The organism is Lysobacter sp. Root983 (assembly GCF_001429345.1).
Classification (GTDB): domain Bacteria; phylum Pseudomonadota; class Gammaproteobacteria; order Xanthomonadales; family Xanthomonadaceae; genus Lysobacter.
Map to the genome: position 1 here is coordinate 1,140,087 of NZ_LMJO01000001.1, position 23,746 is coordinate 1,163,832.

A 23,746-nucleotide genomic window follows, 5' to 3' on the forward strand; every position below is an offset into this window, starting at 1 on the left:
AGCGATCGGCTTACTTGGTGCTGATCAGCTTGATTTCGAACTGCACCGCCACGTTCGGCGGGAACGGCGTGCGCGGATCGGCGCCGTAAGCGGACGCCGGCGGCAGGGTCACTTCCCACTTCGAACCGGTCGGCATCTGCAGCAGCACTTCGCGCATCGCGGCCATTTCGATCTCGCTGACCTTGATGGCGGGGATCGCCTGCGCCGGACGCGCCTGCGCCGGACGCTCGCCCCAAGCGTAGGGGCCCGCGACTTCCAGCTGCACGGTGTTGGTCTGGGTCGGCTTGGCGCCGGTGCCGACTTCGATCACGCGGTACTGCACGCCGCTGGGCAGGGTCTTCACGCCGGCCTTGGCCTTGTTCTGGGCCAGGTAGGTGTCGCTCTTGGTCTTGTTCTCGGCGGCGGCCTTTTCCCACTCGGCCTTGGCCTTGTCCTGCTGGCGCTTCTGCATGTTCTGCACGGCGGTGCGCAGCTGATCGACCGGCACCGACGGCTGCTTCTTGCCGTAACCGTCCTGCAGGCCCTTGATGATGGTGTTCACATCGACCTGCTCGCCGCTTTCGACGGCGTTGCGGCCGAGGTCGTAGCCCAGCGCGTAGCTGAGCTTGCCTTTCTCGGACGAAGTGTCCTGCGCGACGGCGTTGCCGGCGGTCAGAGCCAGGGCCGCGATGGCGGCGGCAGCAATCAAACGCAACTTCATTCGTTGGAATCTCCGTAATGACACGGGGCGGATAAGACCGCCCCGATAGAAAGGCCCATCGGGTCGTATGCCCCCAGATGGACGGGGTAGGATAGCGGCCGCAAGGCTTAACCGCCACTGACATCCCGGGCTCTGACCCCGCGGACGCCTCGGAGTTCCTGCCCGGCGGCCGTGCCCTTCCCTACAGATACCTATTCATATGTCCTCATCGCCCCTGCTGACCACCGACCGCGGCGCCGTTCGCGTGATCGCCGTCAACCGCCCCGACAAGCTGAACGCCCTGAACGCGCAGACCCTGGACGCGCTGTACCAGGCCTTCGAGGCCGCCGCCGCCGACCCGGCGGTGCGCTGCGTGGTCCTGACCGGCAGCGGCCCCAAGGCCTTCGTGGCCGGCGCCGATATCTCGGAGATGAACGGCCTGACCCCGGTTCAGGGCCGCGATTTCTCGCTGCGTGGGCAGAAGCTGATGCGCCGAATCGAGAAGATGCCCAAGCCGGTGATCGCGATGGTCAACGGCTTCGCCCTCGGCGGCGGCCTGGAACTGGCGATGGGCTGCCACCTGCGCATCGCCGCCGACAGCGCCAAGGTCGGCCAGCCCGAGATCAACCTCGGCCTGATCCCCGGCTTCGGCGGCACCCAGCGCCTGCTGCGCCTGGCCGGCCGCGCCGCGACCCTGGAGCTGTGCCTGGTCGGCACGCCCATCGACGCCGAACGTGCGCGCCAGTTGGGCATCGTCAATCGCGTCGTGCCGGCGGCCGAACTGGAGGCCGAGACCTTCAAGCTCGCCGAACAACTGGCCGCGTCCGCGCCGCTGGCGCTGCGCGGCGTGCTGGACTGCGTCGCGGTCGGCGGCGAGTGCGGCATCGAGGAAGGCCTGGAATACGAGACCGCGCAGTTCGGCCTGATGTTCGCGACCGACGACATGCGCGAAGGCACGACCGCCTTCCTGGAACGCCGCAAGCCGGTGTTCTCCGGCACGTGAGCGCGGCGGCGCCCTGCCGCTGCGGTTGCGCCGACGCCACCGCGGCGGGCACGCACGCGATCGCGCTCGCGCTGGCGAGCGACGATCTCGATCGCGCGCTCGCTTTGGGCCTGCTCGACTGCGCCCCTTGCCAACACTGCGCGACGCAATGCCGTGCCGACGTGATCGCCGCACGCGATGCGCGCCGCAATGCGCTCGCCGCGCGGGCGCGTTATCGCGCACGCAACGCACGCCTGGCGCAGCGCGCGCAGGAGCGCGCGGCGCAACGCGCCGGCGCACGCGCGCAGACCGAGGCGACGCCGCTAGAAGCCGCCGCGTCCGGAAGCACGGCGCCAGCGGCAGTCGCGCCGGCGACGCGCCCGGCCCTGCCTTCGGCGGCGGCGGCGGCGTTGGCGCGCGCGAAGGCCAAGGCCGCGGAGCGCCAGAAGCCGTGAGCCCCGCACGCAAGCCCATGCCCGCCGCCGGCAAACGCGGAGCGAGCAAGAACGCCGCCGGCGCGGGCACGAAGGCGCCTGCCAAGACCAAGCCCAAGGCGGCCAAGCGCGTCGCCCGTCTCGGCGCGGCCGAAGCCGAGGAGATGTTCGCCCGGCTCAAGGCGCTCAACCCCACGCCGACCACCGAGCTCGAATACAGCACGCCGTACGAGTTGCTGGTCGCGGTGGCGCTGTCGGCGCAGGCCACCGATGTCGGCGTCAACAAGGCCACCCGCAAACTGTTCCCGGTCGCGAACACGCCGCAGGCGATCGTCGCGCTGGGGGTCGAAGGGTTGAAGCCCTACATCGCCACGATCGGCTTGTACAACACCAAGGCCGCCAACGTGGTCGCGCTGTCGCAGCGCCTGCTGGACGAGCATGCCGGCGAGGTGCCGCGCGAGCGCGCCGCGCTGGAGGCCCTGCCCGGGGTCGGTCGCAAGACCGCCAACGTGGTGCTCAACACCGCCTTTGGCGAGCCGACGATGGCGGTGGACACCCACATCTTCCGGGTCGCCAACCGCACCGGCCTGGCGCCCGGCAAGACCGTGCGCGCGGTCGAGGACGGCCTGCTCAAAAGTGTGCCTCCGGCCTACCTTCAGGACGCGCACCACTGGCTGATCCTGCACGGACGTTACGTCTGCAAGGCACGAAAACCCGACTGCCCGCACTGCGCGATCCGCGACCTGTGCCGCTATCCGGACAAGACCCCGGGCGAGCCGGAGCCCGTCGCTACTTGATTTGCGTGGATCGGCGGGCCTGGGCGGGAGCGCCTGCGCGACCGTCATCCATCGGTCATGGCAGCGAAATAAGTCAGTCCTGTCATATTTACGCAACTTTCACACCCTAGCCTGCGCGGCATCCAACCACGCCCTAGGGCCCCGCCATGAAACTCTCCCGCAGCACCCTGTCCGTCGCGCTGCTCGCCGCGCTCGTCGCTCCGGCCGCGCACGCCGAGGTCGCCCTCGACGTGATCGGCAACTCCGAAGTCAGCTTCGAAGGCCTGCTCCAGGCCGACTACTACAGCTACGGCAACGACCTCAAGAACCTCAACGTCGACGCCCCGGACGGCACGGACTCGGACAACGAACTGCGTCGCGCCGAGCTGGTGCTGAAGGGCAAGGGTCCGGGCAACTTCGAGTGGGTGCTGGGCTACGACGCCAAGGACGACAAGTTCCTCGACGCCAACGTCAAGTACAAGTTCGGCAACAACGCCAACCACTTCATCCAGGTCGGCCAGTTCAAGCAGCCCAACAGCATGGAAGAGCTGTCCTCGACGAAGAACAACGACTTCGTCGCCAAGGGCTCGATCACCAACACCTTCGGCATCGCGCGCCGCGTCGGCGTCGGTTACTACTACGGCGACGTCAACTGGGGCGTCAACGCCACCTATTTCAGCCGCGAGCTGACCCGCAACCGCAAGCACGGCAACGGCTTCGGCCTGCGCGGCACCTGGGCGCCGATCCTGGACGCCGGCAACATCCTGCACTTCGGCCTGTCGCACGTCGATTACGACGCCGACCTGGGCGGCACCGCGGCGCTCAACACCGGCGATACGGTTTCGTTCAGCGCCCGTCCGCTGGCCGACATCTCGCAGACCCTGGTCAGCACCGGCAGCATCACCCGCTCCGACCGCGTCGCCACCACCGGCTTCGAAGGCCTGTGGGTGCACGGCCCGTTCAAGCTGCAGGGCGAGTACATGAAGACCAGCGTCAAGCGCTACGGCACGGCGCAGGACGTGGACTTCGACGGCGGCTACATCAGCGGCCTGTGGAACATCACCGGCGAAACCTGGACCTACAAGTCCGGCGCCCCGGTCACCGGCCTGCCGGATAACCCCGCCTCGGGCATGTGGCAGCTGGGCCTGCGCTACGACACGATCGACCTCAACGACGGCAGCGGCAACCTCACCACCGGCGCCACCACCGGCGTGCTCGGCGGCGAGCAGGACGCGTGGACCCTGGGCGTGAACTGGTACTGGCGTTCGAACTTCAAGTTCATGCTGAACTACGTCAAGGTCGACAGCAGCAAGTGGGTCGGCGGCACCACCCGTCGCTACGTCGACGACAACCCGAACATCACCGAAGTCCGCATGCAGTTCTACTGGTAAGTCGTAGCGCTCTCTCTCCCCCACTGGCTGTACCTTCGCGAATCGCCTCGGGGCGCGGCCACCGCCGCGCCCCTTTTTGCGTCCGCATTCCGGCCCCGCCAGCGGCCATGCGTGTCAGCCACATGTCGGATGTCACCGACCTGTCACATAGCCGACCCGCGACTGTCATCGAACCGTTATGAAATGCGCCCAGAGCGGGTCAATGCCCGCCGTCTCTCTCCAGGAGCCCTCCGTGTTCAAGTCCATCCGCTTCCGCCTGGCCGCACTCGCGCTCGCGACTGCGTTCGTCGCCAACGCTCAGGCCGCCGACGTCACCGGCGCCGGCGCGTCCTTCGTTTATCCCATCATGTCCAAGTGGTCGGCCGACTACGCCAAGGCGACCCAGAAAAAGGTCAACTACCAGTCGATCGGCTCCGGCGGCGGCATCGCCCAGATCAAGGCCGCGACCGTGGACTTCGGTTCCTCCGACGCGCCGATGAAGCCCGACGAGCTGGCCAAGTTCGGCCTGGCCCAGTTCCCGTCGGTGATCGGCGGCGTGGTGCCGGTGATCAACGTGCCGGGCGTGGCCTCGGGCGCGCTCAAGCTCGACGGCGACACCCTGGCCAAGATCTTCCTCGGCAAGATCACGATGTGGAACGACCCGGCCATCGTCGCCCTCAACGGCGGCGTGCAGCTGCCGGCTAAGAAGATCACCGTCGTGCACCGCTCGGACGGTTCGGGCACCACCTTCAACTTCGTCAACTACCTGTCCAAGGTCAGCGCCGACTGGAAGAGCTCGGTCGGCGAAGGCACCGCGGTCAAGTGGCCGGTCGGTATAGGCGGCAAGGGCAACGAAGGCGTGGCCGCTTACGTCAAGCAGATCCAGGGCGGCATCGGCTACGTCGAGCTGTCCTACGCGCTGCAGAACAAGATGGCCTACTCGCGCCTGAAGAACGCCGCCGGCAACTACGTGCTGCCCAGCGACGAGACCTTCCAGGCCGCCGCCGCCAGCGCCGATTGGGCCAGCGCCAAGGACTTCTACCTGGTGATGACCAACGCCCCGGGCGAGAAGTCCTGGCCGATCACCGCGACCAACTTCATCCTGATGTACAAGCAGCCCAAGAACGCCGCCGGCGCCAAGAACGCCAAGGAATTCTTCCGCTGGGCCTACGCCAACGGCGACGCCCAGGCCAAGGCCCTGGACTACGTGCCGCTGCCGGACGCGCTGGTCAAGCAGATCGAGACCTATTGGTCGGCGAACATGAACTACTGATCCTGACGAGGATCGGCTTGCGAGGAACGGGCCTTCGGGCCCGTTCTGCGTTTTGGGGGGAGAATTCTTCGTCTGGCGGCCGGCCCTCACCCCAACCCCTCTCCCGCAAGCGGGAGAGGGGCTTCATGCGTAGGGCCTTGGATTCCCTTCTCCCGCTCGCGGGAGAAGGTGCCCGAAGGGCGGATGAGGGCCCGGGACGAGGTTGGAGCCGCGCCCGCGCGCCGGGCCCTCACCCCTCTCCCCGCAGGCGGGTGATGCTCCCCACGCAGGGCTTTTTGACACCGCCCTCACCGCCCTCCGACGCCCTGCCCCACTCTGCCAGCCCCGCCGCTGCGATCTTTCAGGCTTTCACTACAAATTCGTTACCGAACGATGTCATAGCGCTGTAACAAAAAGATCATCAAATGGCGCAGCCCCGCCGGCCAGTCTCGTCGGCACCCTCATGGAGTTGCGCATGAAATCGTCGCCGGCCCGCATCGCCGCCCTTTCCCTCGCCCTGACGCTGGCCGTGGCCGCGTGCAAGCCCGGCGCCGACGCCCCCAAGGCGGCCGCCGACGGCGCCGCGCCCGCCGACACCGCTGCGGCCGGCGACAAGACCGCCGCCCTGATCACCGGTGCGGGCGCGACCTTCATCTACCCGCTGCTGTCGAAGTGGTCGGACGATTACAACAAGGCCACCGGCGCCAAGGTCAACTACCAGTCGATCGGTTCCGGCGGCGGCATCGCCCAGATCAAGGCCGGCACCGTCGACTTCGGTTCCTCCGACAAGCCGCTGTCGGCCGAGGAACTCGCGGCCGCGGGCCTGGGCCAGTTCCCGTCGGCGATCGGCGGTGTGGTGCCGGTGGTCAACGTCGAAGGCCTGGAACCCGGCAAGCTGCGCCTGACCGGCCCTGTGCTGGCCGACATCTTCCTCGGCACCGTCACGATGTGGAACGACCCGGCGATCGCCGCGATCAATCCGGGCACCGCGTTGCCGGCGACCAAGATCAACATCGTCCACCGCTCCGACGGCTCGGGCACCACCTTCAACTTCGTCAACTACCTGGCCAAGGTCAGCCCGGCCTGGAAGAGCAAGGTCGGCGAAGGCACCTCGGTGCAGTGGCCCGGCGGCGTCGGCGGCAAGGGCAACGAAGGCGTGGCCTCGTACGTGAAGCAGATCAAGGGTTCGATCGGCTACGTCGAGCTGTCCTATGCGCTGCAGAACAAGATGGGTTACGCGCAGTTGCAGAACGCCGCGGGCAACTTCGTCCAGCCCAGCGCCGAGTCCTTCCAGGCCGCCGCCGCCAGCGCCGACTGGGCCAACGCCAAGGACTTCAACCTGGTGATCACCAACGCCAGCGGCGCCGACGCCTGGCCGATCACCGCGACCAATTTCATCCTGATGTACAAGCAGCCCAAGGACGCCAAGCGCAGCGCCGACACCCGCGCCTTCTTCAAGTGGGCGTTCGAAAACGGCCAGGCCCAGGCCAGCGCGCTGGACTACGTGCCGCTGCCGCCGGAGCTGGTGAAGCAGGTAGAGGCCTATTGGGCGGCGGAGTTCAAGTGAGGTCGCGGCCCGCGCCCGCGGTTGCGGGCGCGGCCTTGCCGGAACGTCCTCCCCGCCAAAGCTGGCTCCGCTTCACTTCGGCGGAGCCGAACATCCAGTGACTTAAGCGCGTCGTACCGAACCGCACACCGCTCCAAGCCCCACCACCCCACGCGCCCCACGGACCCTCGATCGCAATGAACGCGACCACCCTCCCCGCAGTACCGTTAGCGCGCGACCACGCCGACGCGCGCAACGATCGTCTGTTCCGTTACGTCCTCACCGCGACCGTGGTCTTCGTCCTGATCGCGCTCGCCGGCGCGGCGCTGTCGATGCTCTGGGGCGGCCGCGCCGTGCTGGCCAAGGAAGGCATCGACTTCTTCATCACCGCCGAGTGGAACCCGGTGGAGGACCAATACGGCGCGCTGGTTCCGATCTACGGCACCATCGTCACCGCGCTGATCGCGATGCTGATCGCGGTGCCGGTCAGCTTCGGCATCGCCTTCTTCCTGACCGAGGTCGCGCCGCGCTGGGCGCGCGGCCCGATCGGCACGGCGATCGAACTGCTGGCCGGCATCCCCTCGATCATCTACGGCATGTGGGGCCTGTTCGTGCTGGTCCCGGTGATGACCGAATACGTGACCCCGTGGCTCAACGACAACCTCGGCACCTGGCCGGTGATCGGCCCGCTGTTCCAGGGCCCGCCGCTGGGCATCGGCATGCTCACCGCCGGCATCGTGCTGGCGATCATGGTGATCCCCTTCATCTCCTCGGTGATGCGCGAAGTGTTCCTGACCGTGCCGACCCGGCTCAAGGAATCGGCCTACGCGCTGGGCTCGACCAAGTGGGAAGTCAGCTGGGACATCGTCCTGCCCTACACCCGTTCGGCGGTGATCGGCGGCGTCTTCCTCGGCCTCGGCCGCGCCCTGGGCGAGACCATGGCGGTGGCCTACGTGATCGGCAACAGCGTCAACTTCTCGGTGTCGCTGCTCGAACCGGGCACCACCATCGCCGCGGTGATCGCCAACGACTTCGGCGAGGCCACCGAAACCTATCGCTCGGCGCTGCTGCTGCTGGGCTTCGTGCTGTTCATCGTCACCTTCGCGGTACTGGCCGTGGCCCGGCTGATGCTGATGCAACTCTCGCGCAAGGAGGGCAACTGATGGCCGCCGTCACCCCGCAGATGCGCGCCGCCGACGCGCTCTACCGCCGTCGTCGCATCGGCAACGCGGTCGCCATCGTAGCCGCCTGCGCCGCCGCCGCGTTCGGCCTGTTCTTCCTGGGCTGGATCCTGTGGACCCTGGTCGCCAAGGGCATAGGCGGCATCAACTGGGCGCTGTTCACCCAGATGACGCCGCCGCCGCAGCAGGAAGGCGGCCTGCTCAACGCCTTCTTCGGCAGCGCGGTGATGTGCACGATCGCGATCCTGATCGGCACCCCGCTCGGCATCGCCGCCGGCACCTGGCTGGCCGAGTACGGCAACGCGCGCAAGTTCGGCACCGTGGTGCGCTTCGTCAACGACATCCTGCTGTCGGCGCCGTCGATCGTGCTGGGCTTGTTCATCTACTCGCTGGTGGTGGCGCAGATGGGCCAGTTCTCGGCCGTGGCCGGCGCCCTGGCGCTGGCCTTCATCGTGCTGCCGGTGGTGGTGCGCACCACCGACGAGATGCTGCGGCTGGTGCCCAGCCAGATGCGCGAAGCCGCATTGTCGCTGGGCGTGCCGCAGTGGAAGGTGATCGTGCAGGTGCTGTATCGCAGCGCCTCGGCCGGCATCGTCACCGGCATCCTGCTGGCGCTGGCGCGCATCTCCGGCGAAACCGCGCCGCTGCTGTTCACCGCGCTGAGCAATCAGTACTGGAGCATGGACATCTTCCGCGAGATGGCCAGTGTGCCGGTCACGATGAACAACTTCGCCAACAACCCGGACGCGAACTGGAACACCATCGCCTGGGCCGGCGCCCTGGTCCTGACCTGCTTCGTCCTCTTCGTCAGCCTGTTCGCGCGGACCGTGATCCTGCGCAAGCGAATCTCCAATGACTGACCTCACCCTTCGCAACCTAGACCGGACTCCGGCCATGAACGACGCCCGCCTCAATCTCGCCACGCCCGAGCGGGAGAGCACTGCCGCCGCCCCGGCGCCGGTCAAGCTCGCCGCGCGCGGGCTGGATTTCTACTACGACAAGTTCCATGCGCTCAAAAGCATCAACCTGGAGATCCCCGAGAAGCAGGTCACCGCGCTGATCGGCCCCTCCGGTTGCGGCAAGTCGACGCTGTTGCGCATCTTCAACCGCATCTACGCGCTGTATCCGAAACTGGAAGCGCGCGGCGAAGTGTTGCTGGACGGCGACAACATCCTCGACCCCAAGTACCCGATGAACCGCCTGCGCAGCAAGGTCGGCATGGTGTTCCAGAAGCCGGTGCCGTTCCCGATGACCATCTTCGAGAACGTCGCCTACGGCATCCGCCACCACGAGAAGCTGTCGAAGTCGGAGATGAACGACCGCGTCGAGCACGCCCTGCGCCAGGGCGCGCTGTGGGACGAGGTCAAGGACAAGCTAGGCCAGAGCGCGCTGGGCCTGTCCGGCGGCCAGCAGCAGCGCCTGTGCATCGCGCGCGCGGTCGCGCTGCGCCCGGACGTGCTGCTGCTGGACGAACCGACCTCGGCGCTGGACCCGATCTCCACCAGCCGCATCGAGCAGTTGGTCGAGGAGCTCAAGAAGGAATACACGATCGCGATCGTGACCCACAACATGCAGCAGGCCGCGCGCGTATCGGACTTCACCGCCTTCATGTACCTGGGCGACCTGATCGAGCACGGCCCCACCGAAACCATCTTCTCCAAGCCGAGCAAGCAGCAGACCGAGGACTACATCACGGGACGTTTCGGCTGATACCGCTTTGAGCCCCTCTACCGCTCGCGGGAGAGGGGTTGGGGTGAGGGCACGCAGGACGCAGGTCGCATCGTTAACCGGGCCAGGAGGCCCTCATCCGCCCTTCGGGCACCTACTCCCGCCCGCGGGAGAAGGGAAGCGCACACAGGACACTTATATGAGCACCCACATGCACGATCACATCGTCAAGAGCTACGACGACGAGCAGCGCCGCCTGCTCGACGAAACCCTGCGCATGGGCGAGATGGCCGCGTCCCAGCTCGAAGCCGCGCTCGACGTGGTCGAACGCCGCGACGACAAGGCCGCCGAGCGCATCATCGCCAACGACGAGGCGATCGACGCGCTGGAGCAGGAAATCAGCCACGACGTGATGAAGCTGGCGCTGCGCGGGCCGATGGCGCGCGACCTGCGCGAGATCCTGGCCGCGATCCGCATCGCCTCCGACATCGAACGCGTCGGCGATTACGCCGCCAACGTCGCCAAGCGCTCCACCGCGCTGAACCTGTCGCCGCCGCTGCCGCACATCGCCGGCCTGCATGCGCTGGGCACGCTGGCGGTCAAGCAGCTGCGCGACGTGCTGTCCGCCTACCGCGAGAACGACGTCGAGCTGGCCCAGCGCGTGCGCGCGCGCGACGCCGAGATCGACACCGCCTACACCGGCCTGTTCCGCGAGCTGCTGACCTACATGATGGAGGACGCGCGCAGCATCACCCCCTGCACGCACCTGCTGTTCATGGCCAAGAACATCGAACGCATCGGCGACCACGCCACCAACATCGCCGAGAACGTCTGGTTCCTGGTCAAGGGCGAGGAGTTGCTGCCGCCGCGCGAGAAGCGCGACGACACCAACACCACGGGCGCGCTCTGAGCGCCCCTGCCCGGCCGCGCGACCGCGTGGGCCGGGTCGCGGCGCCCGCACCGGGCGCCGCAGCAGTACGCTGCAGCGCAGCAAATCTGCAAACGTTTTCAGCGTTCGCTAACTGAACGCAAACCCAACATATCCGGCAAGACCGCCTCCGCCGCGAACCGTTTGCCGTAACCCCTAACTCTTGGTACATGTCCGTAGCGCCCCGCTACGGTCTGGTAGCAAGGATTCGGAGGGATACGAAGGGCATGAGCGTTTCGATGGTCCATGGCGATTTGGCAGCGGCCCGTTCGGGCGACCGCGACGCGCTCGAGCGCGTGCTGGTGCGTTCGCGCCAGGACCTGCGTCGCTACGCCGAATTCCACTGCGTCATCAACGACGTCGAGGACGCCGTCCAGGAAACCCTGATCACGGTCTCGCGCAAGCTGCGCGACCTGCGCTCGCTGGAGTGCTTCGTCTCCTGGACCTTCCGCATCGTCAAGCGCGAATGCAACCGGCTCAAGCGCGGCATGCGCCTGCTGACCGGCGACGCGATCACCGAGAACATAATGCCGGTGGTGTTGCCCGACCCCTGCGAGTGGCGCCACGACGTCGCCGCCGCGCTGGAGTCGCTGCCCGCTCACTACCGCCAGGTCGTGCTGCTGCGCGATCTGGAAGGCCTGAGCATCGCCGAAATGGCCGAGCGCCTGTCGCTCACCCGCGAAGCGGTCAAGGCGCGCCTGCATCGCGCGCGTGCGCTGGCGCGAGAATATCTGGATCCATGAACAGTTTTCACACGCGGAACCGGGCACACTGCGCCGGCTTCCGCCCCGAGTTTTTAACCGGCGGGCCTGCCCCGTCATCATCGCCAACGTAATGGAGAGCAAGCGCATGTCCAAGCAGATCAAGAAACCCGTCGCCCTCGCGCTAGGTGCCGCCCTGGTCGGCGGCCTCAGCCTGTCCGCGTCCGCCTTCGCCATGAGCGACCTCTCGCAGGGTTACCTGCTCGGCGCCCAGCAGGCGCAGACGGCCGAGAAGGCCGCCGATGCCAAGGCCACCGACGCCAAGACCGCGGAAGGCAAGTGCGGCGCCGACAAGAAGCATGCCGAAGGCAGCTGTGGCGCCGACAAGGACAAGAAGCACGCCGAAGGCAGCTGCGGCGCCGACAAGGACAAGAAGGCCGCCGAGGGCAAGTGCGGTGAAGGCAAGTGCGGCGCCGACAAGGACAAGAAGAAGGCCGCCGAGGGCAAGTGCGGCGAAGGCAAGTGCGGCGCCGACAAGGACAAGAAGAAGGCCGCCGAGGGCAAGTGCGGCGAAGGCAAGTGCGGTGGCTCGGTCTGAGCCACGCAGCATGGACGGCGTGCGTCCGCTGAACGCGGACGCCGTCGGTCTCGGTTTGCGGCGGGCCCTGCTGGGCCCGCTGCGATCGGCCGCGGCCACCGATTTCGATTTCCTCGAGCTCGCGCCCGAGAACTGGATCGGCGTCGGCGGGCGCTACGGCGACGCCCTGGGCGAACTCGCCGCGCGCCACCCGCTGGTCTGCCACGGCCTGTCGCTGTCGCTGGGCGGCACCGAACCCTTGGACGAGACCTTCCTGACCCGGGTCCGGCGCTTTCTGGACCAGCACCAGGTCCGCCTGTACAGCGAACACTTGAGCTACTGCAGCGACGACGGCCATCTCTACGACCTGCTGCCGATCCCGTTCACCGAGGAAGCGGTGCATCACGTGGCCGCGCGCATCCGTCAGACCCAGGACATCGTCGGCCGCCGCATCGCGGTCGAGAACACTTCGACCTACGCCACTCCGCACCAGGAGATGAGCGAGATCGATTTCACCAACGCGGTGCTGGCCGAGGCCGACTGCGAGTTGCTGCTCGACGTCAACAACGTCTACGTCAACTCGATCAACCATCGCTACGACGCGAGCGCGTTCCTGGCCGCGCTGCCGGGCGAACGCATCGCCTATATCCATGTCGCCGGCCACTACGACGAGGCCGACGATCTCAAAATCGACACCCACGGCGCGCCGGTCAAGGACGCGGTGTGGTCGCTGCTGGGCGAGGCCTACCGCCGCTTCGGCGCGCGCCCGACCCTGCTGGAGCGCGATTTCAATTTCCCGCCCTATGCCGAACTCGTGAGCGAGCTCGACACCGTGCGCGCGGTCCTGCGCGAGCACGCGCCCGCCGCCGCGCGCCAGGCCCATGGCTGAGCCGCGCAGTCAGGCGCCCGCGCGGCTGCGCGCGCAGCAGTTCGAACTGACCCGCCACCTGCGCGATCCGCAGGCCAGCCCCGCGCCGGCCGGCATCGAGGAACGCCGCCTGGAGGTCTATCGCGGGCTGCTGTTCAACAACATCGAAGGCCTGCTGGCCGGCAACTTCCCGGTCATCCACGAACTGCTGGGCGAGCAACGCTGGACCGCGCTGGTGCGCGGTTTCTTCCGCGACCACCGCTGCCGTACGCCGCTGTTTCCCGAGCTTGCGCGCGAATTCCTGCGCTACCTCGAGGATCGCGAGGACCTCGCCCCCGCGTTCCTGACCGAGCTGGCGCATTACGAATGGGTCGAGCTGGCCCTGCAGCTGTCCGACGCCGGCCTGGATGCGTCCACGATCGACCCTCAGGCCGATCTGCTCGACGGCGTGCCGGTGCTGTCGCCGCTGGCCTGGCCGCTGGCCTACGCCTGGCCGGTGCACCGCATCGGCCCCGCATTCCAGCCCGAAGCGCCGCCACCGCAACCGACCCTGCTGCTGTTGCGGCGCGAGGCCGACGGCGAGGTGCGGTTCTCCGAACTCAGTCCGCTGGCCTATCGCCTGGTCGAGCGCTTGGGCGAAGCGCCCGAACTCAGCGGCCGCGAGCAGTTGCGCGCGCTCGCCGCCGAGGCCGGCAGCGACGACATCGACGCCTTCGTCGCCCAGGGCCGCGCCTTGCTCGAGCAGATGCGCGCCAGCGGCGTGGTCCCTGGCGTGCTCGCGAACCGTTCGGCCTGATCGGCGCCTCTGTAGGGAAAGCGCTGGCGGTACCAGCGCGTTGCCTGCCGGAGCACGCCATGCCATTCCTCTCCCGCTGCGCCCATGCGCTGCGCGATCGCCTAGAAGGCCTGGGCGCCTGGACCGCCCCGCTGGGCCTGCGCCTGGTCCTGGCCTGGGAGTTCTACGAATCCGGACGCGAGAAACTGCAGGGGCAGAACTGGTTCGCCGAGGTCATGGCCGCGTTCCCGTTTCCGTTCGACCGTATTCCCGCCGACTTGAGCTGGTCCCTGGCGACCTGGTTCGAACTGCTGGGCGGCATCGCCCTGCTGATCGGCCTGGGCACGCGCTTCTTCGCCGCCGCCCTGTTCGTGCTGACCGTAGTCGCGATCGCGGCTGTGCATTGGCCGCAGGACTGGATGGGCCTGAGCCAGCTCGCCCAGGGCTACGCGATCACCGACCAGGGCGCCGGCAACTACAAACTGCCGCTGCTGTTCCTGGCGATGCTGTGGCCCCTGATCCTGCGCGGCCCGGGTCGCCTCAGCGTCGATGCGCTGATCGAGCGCGCGCTGCCCGTCGCGCCGGCGCAGGCGCGCAACGACGCCCTGGGTTGGGGCGCCGGCCTGCTGCTGTTCGGCACGGTCGCGGCGATGCTGCTGCCCCTGCCGGGCCTGGTTCTGGCCGCGGTCGGCCTCGTCCTGCTGACGGCTAGCCGGCTGCGTCCGCGCACGCGTTAACGCCCCGCCCCGCCGGCCTCTTCCCGCTTGCGAGAGGCGGCGGGGCGCGGGCACCGCAGCAGCCCCGTCACCGCCGTCTGCTAGGCTTTCCGCATGATCGACGCCGGCCTCGCCCCCCAAACCGCCCCCACTCCGCCCCGCCTGTGCAACCGTTTCCGCGGCTTCCTACCGGTCGTGGTGGACGTGGAAACCGGCGGTTTCGACTGGAACCGCCACGCCCTGCTCGAGATCGCCGTGGTGCCCCTGGAACTGGACGACCAAGGCCTGCTGTACCCCGGCACCACCTTCAGCGCGCACGTGGTGCCGGCGCTGGGGACCGAGATCGACCCCAAGTCGCTGGAGGTCACCGGCATCGACATCGACCACCCGTTCCGCGACGCCAAGCCCGAGCGGGTCGCGCTCGAAAACGTGTTCGCGCCGGTGCGCGAGGCGATCAAGCGCCACGCCTGCCAGCGCGCGATCCTGGTCGGCCACAACGCCCATTTCGACCTCAATTTCCTCAACGCCGCGGTCGCGCGCAGCGGCCACAAGCGCAATCCCTTCCACCCTTTCAGCGTGTTCGACACCGTGACCCTGGGCGGTCTGGCCTACGGTCAGACCGTGCTCGCACGCGCGGTCCAGGCCGCAGGCTTCGAGTGGAACGCCGAGGAAGCGCATTCGGCGGTCTACGACGCCGAACGCACCGCGCAGCTGTTCTGCAAGGTGGTCAATGCGTGGCCGCGCAACTGAGTCGCGCGGCGGCGCGTCCTGAACCGCTCGCATAGACCCGCAAGCCGCGCCGCATGCCTGTCGCAGCCCGACCCTATCTTTGGACGCCCGGCCAGGGCCCCGACGCCGAAGCGCTAAAGCGCTTGCGCGAACGCAGGCCGCCGCCGAAAGAGCCGATGGGCGAGGCCTGGTTCATGGGTAGCGAGCGGGAGATGTACACCGGTCTGATGCAATCCGATCCGCAGGACTGGCCCAGTCGCGAATTGCGGGACGCACTGGAGGCGCTGACGACCGGGCCGAAGGCTTTCGGCCACATCGACGAATGGAGCGAGTGGTTCGAGTTCCTGCCGCCGCGCGTACTCGAGCGCACCGAAGATCGCGATGTCTACGAGCTGCTGGTCAGCGCGGTGTTCGTGCATTGCCTGGACCCGGCCCTGCCCGAGTTCCCGCCTCGCTTCCGCATGGACCTGCTCGACACCTTGGGTCGCAGGTTGATGGCGCCGTCGTGCTGGAGCGATGGTCACGCAGGCGGCAGCGACGGGCTGTTGCAGCCGCTGTCCAACACCTATTACGGGCTCGAAGCCCATGGTGCCTTCTCGGCGGCCTGTTGCTTGGTGCTGCGATACCTGGACGCCGAAGCCGTCGACGGCTGGCTCGCATCGGTGCTCGCCATCGACGACGCGGCTTGGCGTTGCGTCTTTGTGGTCTGGCTCGCGGGTGCCAGCACCTTGGTGCTAGATGCCGGGCAGCCCGATCGTCTGGAAAACCCGCAGCATCTGGATATCGACTGGAATTGGTCCTTCTTGCACGACGGCAGCGATCCCTCTCGCAAACTTGAGCCTGATGCGCCGCAGTTCGCCTTCTTTCCCGAACCGCAGGCCCAAGCCCTGCGGGCGGCGCTCAAGCGACACCTGGACCTCGCCACAATGGTGCGCTGGGGCGAGCAACTGACCGCCCTGCCCCTGGCCGACGTTGATCGCACCACCACCCTGTGGCAATACGACGCCGCCGTACTGCATGTGGTCGAGCGCTACGGTCTGAACTGAGCCTAGCGACCACAAGCGCTCGTCGGTCCGCGCGAGATCGGTGCCAGCGCGGCACCAATCTCGCGAACCGCAGACTAGGCCTGGGCCCCTGACGGCACCCCGCGCGTCGCCTTCGCCTTCATGGTGGTCGAGGACCGCATCGTCGCGATCCAAATCATCGCCGACCCTGCGCGGACGGCCGCAGCGAACGTCGCCCTGCTCGATTGATGCTTCGAACATGGACGCAGCGGCGGCTTGTTCGCAGCCGCCGCCGCAGGTGCCGCGGTCACTGTATGGGATCGCAGCGCCGGTTGTTCGGAATGCAGCCCTTGCCGGGACAGGGCCTTGTGCAACGTGCGCAGCTCGCGCAGGCGGACAAGGCGCCGCCGCTACGAATCTCAGGGAGTGGCGAGCTTCAAGCCGACCAGGCCGGCCACGATCAGCAGCACGCTGATCACGCGCAGCGCGTTCACGGGCTCGTGGAACAGCACGATGCCGAGGATGACGGTGCCGACAGCGCCCACGCCCACCCAGATCGCATAGGCGGTGCCGACCGGCAGCGTCTTCATGGCGATGCCGAGCAGGCCCAGACTGATCGCCATCGCGGCGACCGTGCCCACGGTGGGCCAGAGCTTGCTGAAACCGTCGGTGTATTTGAGGCCGATGGCCCAGCCGACCTCGAACAGGCCGGCGAGTACGAGAATGATCCAAGGCATGACAGGTCTCCTTCGCGATGGGGCCGTCCCCGGGCGACTGGAGAGGCGGGGTCGTCCCCGCTTCCTGCTTGCCCGTGGATTATTTCACGGGCGCCAGGCGCTGGCGCACCGCTTCGAACAGGGTCACGCCCGTGGCTACGGATACGTTCAGGCTCTCGACGGAGACGCCGTCGGCGCCGCCCGGCATCGGGATCTTGACCAGTTGGTCGCAGTTCTCGCGGGTCAGGCGGCGCAGGCCGTCGGATTCGCCGCCCAGCACCAGGCCGACGTTGCCGCGCAGATCGATGTCGTAGAACGAGGCCTCGGCCTCGCCGGCCAGGCCGTATAGCCACACGCCCAGCTCCTGCAGCTCGCGCAGCGAGCGCGCCAGGTTGGTGACCGGAATGATCGGCACGCTGTCGGCGGCGCCGGCCGAGGTCTTGCGCACGGTGGCGTTGATCTGCACCGCGCGGTCCTTGGGGATCACCACCACGGTCACGCCGGCCGCGGCCGCGCTGCGCAGGCAGGCGCCGAGGTTGTGCGGGTCCTGCACGCCGTCCAGCACCAGCACCAGGGCACGGCCCTGCGCGGCTTCGATCAGGCCCTGCAGCTCGTTCTCGCTCCAGGTCTTGGCGGCGGCGTAGCGCGCAACCACGCCCTGGTGGCGCAGGCCGCCGGCGACGCCGTCCACGGCCTGGCTGGCGACCTTGCGCACGTCGATGCCGACGCGGCGGGCATTGCTTTCGATCTCGGCCAGGCGCGGGTTCTTGGCGCCGGCTTCGATCAGCACCTCGCGCACGTTATCGGCGTCGTGCTCGATCGCCGCCGAGACTGCGTTGATGCCGGCGATCCATTGTTTCTGGCTCATGGGGGTTCCGTAGACGGGAGCAACGCCGGCCGGCACGGGCCGGGCGGCGGGAGGACGAGGGGGGAGATTCTAAGCCAGCGGGGCGCGGGAGGCCCGTTTGCGGCGCTTCCTCCCCCGCCGCGCGAGGTTCCCCCCTCGAAAAAGGGGGCTACGGGGGAATTGCTTTTGCTCTGGCCCCGCGAACAGCAAATCCCCGGCGCCCCGCCTTCAGCACCCGCATCGAGACTGAGCTGGGCGCTCGCCCCCCGTCGACAACGGGGGGGCGAAGGCTACCGCTCAGTACTTCTGCTTGCTGCGCTTGGCCGGCTGGCCGCGCGGCGGCAGCGGCTTGGCGCCGCGGTCCTCGACCAGCTTGAAGTCGATCTTGCGGTCCTCGACGCTGGCCTTCATCACCACGATCGAGACCCGGTCGCCGAGACGGAACTCGCGCGCGGTGCGCTCGCCCTGCAGCGTCTTGCGGATCGGATCGAAGTGGTAATAGTCGTGCGGCAACTGGGTGACGTGGATCAGGCCGTTGACCTTGGATTCGTCGAGCTCGACGAACAGGCCGAAGCTGGTCACGCCGCTGATGGTGCCCTCGAACTCACCGCCGACGTGCTGCTCCATCCAGGCCGCGCGGTAACGCTCGTCGACCTCGCGCTCGGCTTCGTCGGCGCGGCGCTCGCGCTCGGAGCACTGCAGCGCCAGCGCCGCCATCTCGCGCGGCGAGTACAGGAACTGGTCCGGGCGCGCGCCGGTCAGCGCGTACTTGATCGCGCGGTGCACCAGCAGATCGGGATAGCGGCGAATCGGCGAGGTGAAATGCGCGTACGCCTCCAGGGCCAGGCCGAAGTGACCCAGGTTGCCGGGCGCGTACACCGCCAGGCTCTGGCTGCGCAGCAGCACCGACTCGATCAGGGCCGCGTCGGGGCGCTCGCGCACCTTCTTCAGCAGCTCGGTGAAGTCGCGCGGCTGCACCTGCGGCCACGGCGGCATGCGCAGCTTGAACTCCTTGAGGAACTCCTGCAGATCGGCGTACTTCTGCTCCGGCGGGCGCTCGTGGTTACGGTACGGCGCCGGCACCTGCGCGCCGATCAGGTACTTCGCGGCCTCGACATTGGCCGCGATCATGCATTCCTCGATCAGCTTGTGCGCGTCGTTGCGCTGGAGCATGCCGGCCTGCACGACTTCGCCGCGCTGGTCCAGCACGAAACGCACTTCGCTGGATTCGAACTCGATCGCGCCGCGACGCTGGCGCGCCTTGGACAGGACCTGGTAGAGCTGGTGCAGGCGCTGGATGTTCGGCAGCAGCGACCCGATCTGGCCCAGCGCCTCCTCGCGCGCTTCCGGCTCGACGCCCTCGCCCACCGCGTTCCAGACCTGGGTGTAGGTCAGGCGCGCGTGCGAGTTCATCACCGCTTCGTAGAACTTCGAATGCGCGACCAGGCCTTCGCGGTCGATCTGCATGTCGCAGACGAAGCACAGGCGATCGACCTTGGGCTTGAGCGAGCAGATGCCGTTGGACAGCGTCTCCGGCAGCATCGGCACCACGAAACCCGGGAAGTAGACCGAGGTCGCGCGGCGGATCGCTTCTTCGTCCAGCGGCGTGCCCGGACTTACGTAATGCGAGACGTCGGCGATCGCGACCACCAGACGGAAGCCGTCGCGGTTGGGCTCGCAATAGACCGCGTCGTCGAAGTCCTTGGCGTCCTCGCCGTCGATGGTGACCAACGGCGTCGCGCGCAGATCGACGCGCTGCGCGGCCACCGCCGGCGGCACGGTCAAGGGCACCGCGGCGGCCTCGTCCAGCACCGGCTGCGGGAACTCGTGCGGCAGCTCGTGGCCGTGGATCGCCGCCTGCACCGCCAGCGACGCAGTCAGGCGTTCGCCCAGCACCGTCAGTACGCGGCCGATCGGCGGGCGCTTGGCGTCCGGCGCCTGCACCAGCTCGCAGACCACCAACTGGCCGTTCTGTGCCTCCAGGCGCGAGTCCGGCGGAATCTGCACGTTGCGCTGGATGCGGCGGTCGTCGGGCACCACATAGCTGATGCCGGATTCGACCGTGTAGCGACCGATCAGGCGGTTGAGGCGGCGCTCCAGCACTTCCACGATCGCGCCTTCGCGGCGGCCGCGGCGGTCGACGCCGGTGACGCTGGCGAGCACGCGGTCGCCGTGCATGGCCTTGCGCATCTCGAACGGCGGCAGGAACAGATCGTCGCCGCCGCCGGCTTCCGGACGCAGGAAACCGAAGCCGTCGGGATTGGCGATCACCACGCCCGGGATCAGGTCCATGCGCGCGGCGGGCGCGAATTCGCCTTTGCGGTTCTGCAGCAGTTGGCCTTCGCGCAGCATCGCAGCCAGGCGCTTGCCGAGCGCGTCGAAACGGTCCGGCGCGCTCAGGCCCAGGGTCTCGGCCAGCGCCTCGGCGCGCATCGGGCCGTCGGCGCCCGCCAACAGCTGCAGGATGGCTTCGCGGCTGGCGATGGGCTGCTCGTAACGGCTGGCTTCGCGTTCGGCGTAGGGATCGTTGTAGGCCGGCGCGGCGCCGCGCGCGCGCGGCGCGGAGGCCGGGGCCGCATCGCCCTTGCCGCGCTTGCCGCCCTTGCCGGGTGGGCCGTGTTGCAGGGTGTCGGGCAGCCAGGGCGGTCGCGGTGCGGCGCTCTTCTTGCCGCCCCCGGGCTTACCTGCGCCGGGCTTGCCTTTCGCCGGCTTGCTGCCGGCCTTCGCGCTGTTCGCGCGGGTGGGTGTGCCGGGCTTGCCCCCGGCCGGGGTCTTCTTACTCATCGCGGCATGGTCGCACATCGCCATGAAAGCGGCGTCGTCGGGCGCGTCCGACGACGTCGCGCCTCAGGGCGGGATCAACCCATGCGATGCCCGCCGCGCGAGGGCGCGTCCTGGCCGCCCTGGCCCTGGGTCTGTTGCTGGCTCTGCTGTTGGCTTTGCTGCGCGCCGATCTGCGCCAGCTGCTCATAGCTTTGGCTGGCGGGCACGCGCGCGGCCTGGCCGGCCTCGACGTGGCTGTAGAAGTGCGGACCGCGCTCGCCCGACGTCGAATGCATGGCGAACACATGCACCTCACCGGTCGCGGTGGGGTGGCCGATCGCGACCCGTTCCAGCGCCAGACCTGGAGAGTCGAGGCGATGCCGGCACAGCAGCTGCGCGGAGATGTTGTCGCACTGCTCCGGGGTCCAGCGCCCGTCGGCCGCAAGCACACCGTTTATCCGGCCGAGCGCGGCCTGTTCGACGTGCCCGACGCCCGGCGCGCCGTCGCCGTCCAGGGACAGGTCCGCGCGCCGCTGGCCGGGGCGCAGCGCGGGCATCCGCGGATCGACGGTCAACAGGCACTTGGGCCCGCCGCCCCGGTCCATGTTGAGATCGATCACGCCGTTACCGCGATTGACGCGCTGCAAATCGTCGCGATCGATCGCGCTCCAACCGCCGTTCAAGTAGGCGTGCCCGTTGCCGCGGGTATCCCAGGTCACGAAATTGTTGCCGGACGCGTACACGCCGTTGCTGACGAAACGCCCGGGCTGCTCGCGACTCAACTGGGCCTGCTGATAAGAGCCGCCGCGATCCAAGGCATCGATGAAAGGCAGCGCCTGCTGGTAGTTGGCGAACAGGCGCCGCACCGTACCGTACTCGCCGGGCAGATTCGGGTGCTGAGGATCCCGGTCCAGCCGGTTGGGGCGGACCAACGGATTGTCCAGCACGTTGTCCCAAGCCGCGTGCAGGGGATTGCCGGGGTGCGAATTGCGCAGCGCGTTGACCACGCGTGCGCCTTGCAAGGCCTTGTCGCGCCCCTCCTCCAGATAATCGGTGCGCGAGGAACTGATGGCGCCGATCGCGTTGCTGACCTGGTCGACACCGCGATAACCGCCGCGCGCGATCGTGTTGAGGATCGGGCCGGCCTCGTTTTCGTTCTGGTTGTAGACCTTGGCGACCATGGCGACCAGACGGACCTGATCGTCCTCCGAGGCGTTGCGGTAGAGCTGGCTGCGTCGCATCGGCTCGATCGCGTTGTCCATGAGCTTCTCGACCTGGGCCACGTCGCGGTTGTGGCCCCAGGTCACGCCGGCGTCGGAGGCCAGAAAGCCGTTCAGGCGCCTGCGCACGTCGGGGTCGAGATCGGTACCGCCCTGCCGATTGATCTCATGCCCTTGCCGGCCCAGATCGGAGATCGCCTCCGCGGCTTCTGCCGGGGTCAGGACCGCCGCCTGCCGACTCTGGCGCGCCCAGGCCTGGTAGGCGTTGACCAGGTCCGCAGGCACGTTCTCGCCGCCGCGAACGTTGGGTTGATAGTGCTGGCCCAGATCGATCTGCACGGTACCGAAGGTGTAGCCGCTGTTGGCGGCCACCTCGATCCGGGGAGTGCGCGGGTTATCGCCCGCCACCGCGAGCCGGAAGGGATTCTCGCCGCTTTCGGAGGTCACGCCGACCGCGAAATAGATGGTGGCGCGGATCTCGTTATCGGTCAGACCGCGGCGCGCGGCAGGCTGCTGGTTGTTGTCGGTCATGGGCGCCCCTCCTGGGCTCACTCATCGCAGACTTCTTCCGAATCGGTGACCGGCACCTGATCGGCCGGCTGACGATCTAGGGTGAGATATTCGTCGACCATTTCGCCTTCCCGGCGATACCACACCAATCGCTCGCCGCTGCGAACGAAATAAGCGGTGTTGGGCGTATAGGCCGGACAGCGCGCGTAGCCGCCGCGCTGCTCGGTCGTCGTGCAAGCATCTACTTCCAGCTTGCCGTCCTTTTGCGCGCCGCGAAAACTGCCGTCCGAGCCCCAGATGTCGGTGCCGTCGCTCCAGGTCCCGGTATAGCCATCGCCATCGCGCGTGAGCGTGATGCCGACATAGTGGCCCTTGTAGCAGCGGGTGCTGAAACCCCAGTCGCCGGCGAACGCATCGGCGCCGGCGTCCGTCGCGGCCGCTTTCGTCGTCGGTCGCTTGTGCTGCGCCGAGCAAGCCCCGCCCGACAAGGCCAAGCCGGCCAGGCACAGCATCGTCCAGGCCTTGCGCCGGACGCTTCGATCGAACATTCCGTTCTCCTTGTGGCTGTCGCGCGCCTCGAAGCCGCAGGCAGCCCCGTTCCACTGCCCACAGGATAGCGCCGGTCGCCGCCGGCGGGCAGGCACGGGCGCCAGCATGCTGCGGGCCGACGCGCTGCGCGCGCGGCGTTCCCCGCCTTGGAGCACTCAGCGGCAGTAACGGCCATGGCAATGATCCGCCGGCAGGTCGGGGAACGTTTCAAGGAAATCCGCAGGTCCGTCGGCGAGACCGTCGCAAGCATCCGCAGCTAATTCCCTGAGCAGATGCAGGGGCCACTGCCTGGCCGCCCGCCGGGTTCTGCAAGCGGGCTCGCGCGGCAGATATTCGAAGCCGCCCGCGTCGACGCCGTGGCGATACTGGAAGCGCTGTGGGTGGTGTCCCGTCGTCGGCGAGATCGTCGCCGCGGTGTTGGATGTCGTCGGCGCCGTCTGTCGACGCAGATCAAGCCGCCGTCGCCGGGACCGACAGTGGTGACCGGGCGGCTACCACGAGGCGGCCGCCACGCCAATTGCAGCGGCGAGTCGTTCCTGCGCCCGATCGGCCTGGGCGACCCGGTGGTCGCGTTCGTGGTGCGCTCGATCGAGGGCGGTCCGGCCGGCTGTTCGCCGGGGGCCACTGCGCGGCACCGCGCTGTCGCCGCTGCGGGGCGCCGCGCTGCGCAACTAAGACCAAGTGCGCTATCCATGCGCCGGTGCGCGCCGGGCCCTGAAAACGAAAAACCCCTGATTTCTCAGGGGTTTTTCTGAATAGTGGTGCCCAGGAGAGGACTCGAACCTCCACGGTTTTACCCGCTAGTACCTGAAACTAGTGCGTCTACCAATTCCGCCACCTGGGCCTATCGCAACGCCGTTGGCGCTGCGAGGAGGCGTATGTTGCGTTGCGGTGAGGCGGCTGTCAACGGTTTTGTCACAACGCCGGCTCAACGCCGAAATCGGCAAGGCCGGCG

Annotated in this window: 23 protein-coding genes and 1 tRNA gene; 17 read left to right on the forward strand and 7 right to left on the reverse strand. The window is 68.2% G+C overall.

What is annotated here, in order from left to right; all coding sequences use genetic code 11:
* Nucleotides 1–10: 10 nt before the first annotated feature.
* On the reverse strand, nucleotides 11–700 hold the full coding sequence (locus ASE43_RS04835; protein ID WP_056175978.1) for an FKBP-type peptidyl-prolyl cis-trans isomerase N-terminal domain-containing protein: 690 nt from the start codon (nucleotides 698–700) through the stop codon (nucleotides 11–13).
* A gap of 199 nt (nucleotides 701–899) precedes the next feature.
* On the opposite strand from ASE43_RS04835, the gene ASE43_RS04840 reads away from it, so the two are divergent.
* From ASE43_RS04840 to ASE43_RS04920, 17 genes are all read left to right on the forward strand, one after another.
* On the forward strand, nucleotides 900–1,682 hold the full coding sequence (locus ASE43_RS04840; RefSeq protein WP_056175981.1) for an enoyl-CoA hydratase-related protein: 783 nt from the start codon (nucleotides 900–902) through the stop codon (nucleotides 1,680–1,682).
* 59 nt (nucleotides 1,683–1,741) lie between these two features.
* Nucleotides 1,742–2,116, forward strand: coding sequence for a hypothetical protein (locus ASE43_RS04845; RefSeq protein ID WP_157499685.1), 375 nt, complete (start codon nucleotides 1,742–1,744; stop codon nucleotides 2,114–2,116).
* A gap of 143 nt (nucleotides 2,117–2,259) precedes the next feature.
* Nucleotides 2,260–2,892: an endonuclease III gene (gene nth, locus ASE43_RS04850; protein ID WP_057159875.1), complete on the forward strand. Its 633-nt coding sequence runs from the start codon at nucleotides 2,260–2,262 to the stop codon at nucleotides 2,890–2,892.
* A 146-nt stretch (nucleotides 2,893–3,038) separates the two neighbouring features.
* On the forward strand, nucleotides 3,039–4,262 hold the full coding sequence (locus tag ASE43_RS04855) for an OprO/OprP family phosphate-selective porin (RefSeq protein ID WP_056175987.1): 1,224 nt from the start codon (nucleotides 3,039–3,041) through the stop codon (nucleotides 4,260–4,262).
* A gap of 232 nt (nucleotides 4,263–4,494) precedes the next feature.
* Nucleotides 4,495–5,514, forward strand: coding sequence for a phosphate ABC transporter substrate-binding protein PstS (gene pstS / locus ASE43_RS04860; protein ID WP_162258752.1), 1,020 nt, complete (start codon nucleotides 4,495–4,497; stop codon nucleotides 5,512–5,514).
* A gap of 454 nt (nucleotides 5,515–5,968) precedes the next feature.
* Nucleotides 5,969–7,060, forward strand: coding sequence for a phosphate ABC transporter substrate-binding protein PstS (gene pstS / locus ASE43_RS04865; protein ID WP_057159876.1), 1,092 nt, complete (start codon nucleotides 5,969–5,971; stop codon nucleotides 7,058–7,060).
* Nucleotides 7,061–7,236: 176 nt separating this feature from the next.
* Nucleotides 7,237–8,202 (forward strand): phosphate ABC transporter permease subunit PstC, encoded by a 966-nt coding sequence (gene pstC, locus ASE43_RS04870; protein ID WP_056175992.1) that lies wholly within the window; start codon nucleotides 7,237–7,239, stop codon nucleotides 8,200–8,202.
* 20 nt (nucleotides 8,203–8,222) lie between these two features.
* The gene (gene pstA, locus ASE43_RS04875; RefSeq protein ID WP_056176729.1) at nucleotides 8,223–9,080 is read left to right on the forward strand and encodes a phosphate ABC transporter permease PstA; all 858 of its coding nucleotides are present in this window, start codon (nucleotides 8,223–8,225) and stop codon (nucleotides 9,078–9,080) included.
* A gap of 34 nt (nucleotides 9,081–9,114) precedes the next feature.
* Nucleotides 9,115–9,930, forward strand: a complete 816-nt coding sequence (gene pstB, locus ASE43_RS04880) for a phosphate ABC transporter ATP-binding protein PstB (RefSeq protein WP_056175996.1) — start codon at nucleotides 9,115–9,117, stop codon at nucleotides 9,928–9,930.
* A gap of 157 nt (nucleotides 9,931–10,087) precedes the next feature.
* On the forward strand, nucleotides 10,088–10,798 hold the full coding sequence (phoU, locus tag ASE43_RS04885; RefSeq protein WP_056175999.1) for a phosphate signaling complex protein PhoU: 711 nt from the start codon (nucleotides 10,088–10,090) through the stop codon (nucleotides 10,796–10,798).
* A 245-nt stretch (nucleotides 10,799–11,043) separates the two neighbouring features.
* Nucleotides 11,044–11,559 carry an RNA polymerase sigma factor gene (locus tag ASE43_RS04890; protein ID WP_057159622.1) on the forward strand — a complete coding sequence of 172 codons (516 nt, stop codon included), beginning with the start codon at nucleotides 11,044–11,046 and terminating at the stop codon, nucleotides 11,557–11,559.
* 106 nt (nucleotides 11,560–11,665) lie between these two features.
* The gene (locus ASE43_RS04895) at nucleotides 11,666–12,115 is read left to right on the forward strand and encodes a hypothetical protein (protein WP_057159877.1); all 450 of its coding nucleotides are present in this window, start codon (nucleotides 11,666–11,668) and stop codon (nucleotides 12,113–12,115) included.
* A gap of 10 nt (nucleotides 12,116–12,125) precedes the next feature.
* Nucleotides 12,126–12,983: a DUF692 domain-containing protein gene (locus ASE43_RS04900; protein ID WP_057159623.1), complete on the forward strand. Its 858-nt coding sequence runs from the start codon at nucleotides 12,126–12,128 to the stop codon at nucleotides 12,981–12,983.
* On the forward strand, nucleotides 12,976–13,758 hold the full coding sequence (locus tag ASE43_RS04905; protein WP_057159624.1) for a putative DNA-binding domain-containing protein: 783 nt from the start codon (nucleotides 12,976–12,978) through the stop codon (nucleotides 13,756–13,758). Before ASE43_RS04900 ends, ASE43_RS04905 begins: the two co-directional genes overlap by 8 nt.
* A 59-nt stretch (nucleotides 13,759–13,817) precedes the next feature.
* A complete protein-coding gene (locus ASE43_RS04910; RefSeq protein ID WP_057159625.1) occupies nucleotides 13,818–14,474 on the forward strand; it encodes a DoxX family protein in 657 nt (218 codons plus the stop codon).
* A gap of 93 nt (nucleotides 14,475–14,567) precedes the next feature.
* On the forward strand, nucleotides 14,568–15,203 hold the full coding sequence (gene rnt, locus ASE43_RS04915; protein ID WP_056176014.1) for a ribonuclease T: 636 nt from the start codon (nucleotides 14,568–14,570) through the stop codon (nucleotides 15,201–15,203).
* 155 nt (nucleotides 15,204–15,358) lie between these two features.
* Nucleotides 15,359–16,228, forward strand: a complete 870-nt coding sequence (locus tag ASE43_RS04920; protein ID WP_057159626.1) for a hypothetical protein — start codon at nucleotides 15,359–15,361, stop codon at nucleotides 16,226–16,228.
* Nucleotides 16,229–16,605: 377 nt separating this feature from the next.
* Here the strand turns inward: ASE43_RS04920 and sugE are convergent, their stop codons facing one another.
* The 6 genes from sugE to ASE43_RS04950 all read right to left on the reverse strand — a co-directional run bounded on the left by sugE (nucleotide 16,606) and on the right by ASE43_RS04950 (nucleotide 23,635).
* Nucleotides 16,606–16,923, reverse strand: a complete 318-nt coding sequence (gene sugE / locus ASE43_RS04925; RefSeq protein WP_056176021.1) for a quaternary ammonium compound efflux SMR transporter SugE — start codon at nucleotides 16,921–16,923, stop codon at nucleotides 16,606–16,608.
* A 79-nt stretch (nucleotides 16,924–17,002) separates the two neighbouring features.
* Entirely contained in the window at nucleotides 17,003–17,770 is a 768-nt protein-coding gene (gene rlmB / locus ASE43_RS04930) for a 23S rRNA (guanosine(2251)-2'-O)-methyltransferase RlmB (protein WP_056176024.1), read from the reverse strand.
* A 276-nt stretch (nucleotides 17,771–18,046) separates the two neighbouring features.
* The gene (gene rnr, locus ASE43_RS04935; RefSeq protein WP_343123525.1) at nucleotides 18,047–20,557 is read right to left on the reverse strand and encodes a ribonuclease R; all 2,511 of its coding nucleotides are present in this window, start codon (nucleotides 20,555–20,557) and stop codon (nucleotides 18,047–18,049) included.
* Between the two features lie 50 nt (nucleotides 20,558–20,607).
* Nucleotides 20,608–22,263 carry a hypothetical protein gene (locus tag ASE43_RS04940; protein ID WP_057159627.1) on the reverse strand — a complete coding sequence of 552 codons (1,656 nt, stop codon included), beginning with the start codon at nucleotides 22,261–22,263 and terminating at the stop codon, nucleotides 20,608–20,610.
* A gap of 17 nt (nucleotides 22,264–22,280) precedes the next feature.
* Nucleotides 22,281–22,898 (reverse strand): hypothetical protein, encoded by a 618-nt coding sequence (locus tag ASE43_RS04945; protein ID WP_157499664.1) that lies wholly within the window; start codon nucleotides 22,896–22,898, stop codon nucleotides 22,281–22,283.
* A gap of 652 nt (nucleotides 22,899–23,550) precedes the next feature.
* Nucleotides 23,551–23,635, reverse strand: a tRNA-Leu gene (locus ASE43_RS04950).
* Nucleotides 23,636–23,746 lie beyond the last annotated feature (111 nt).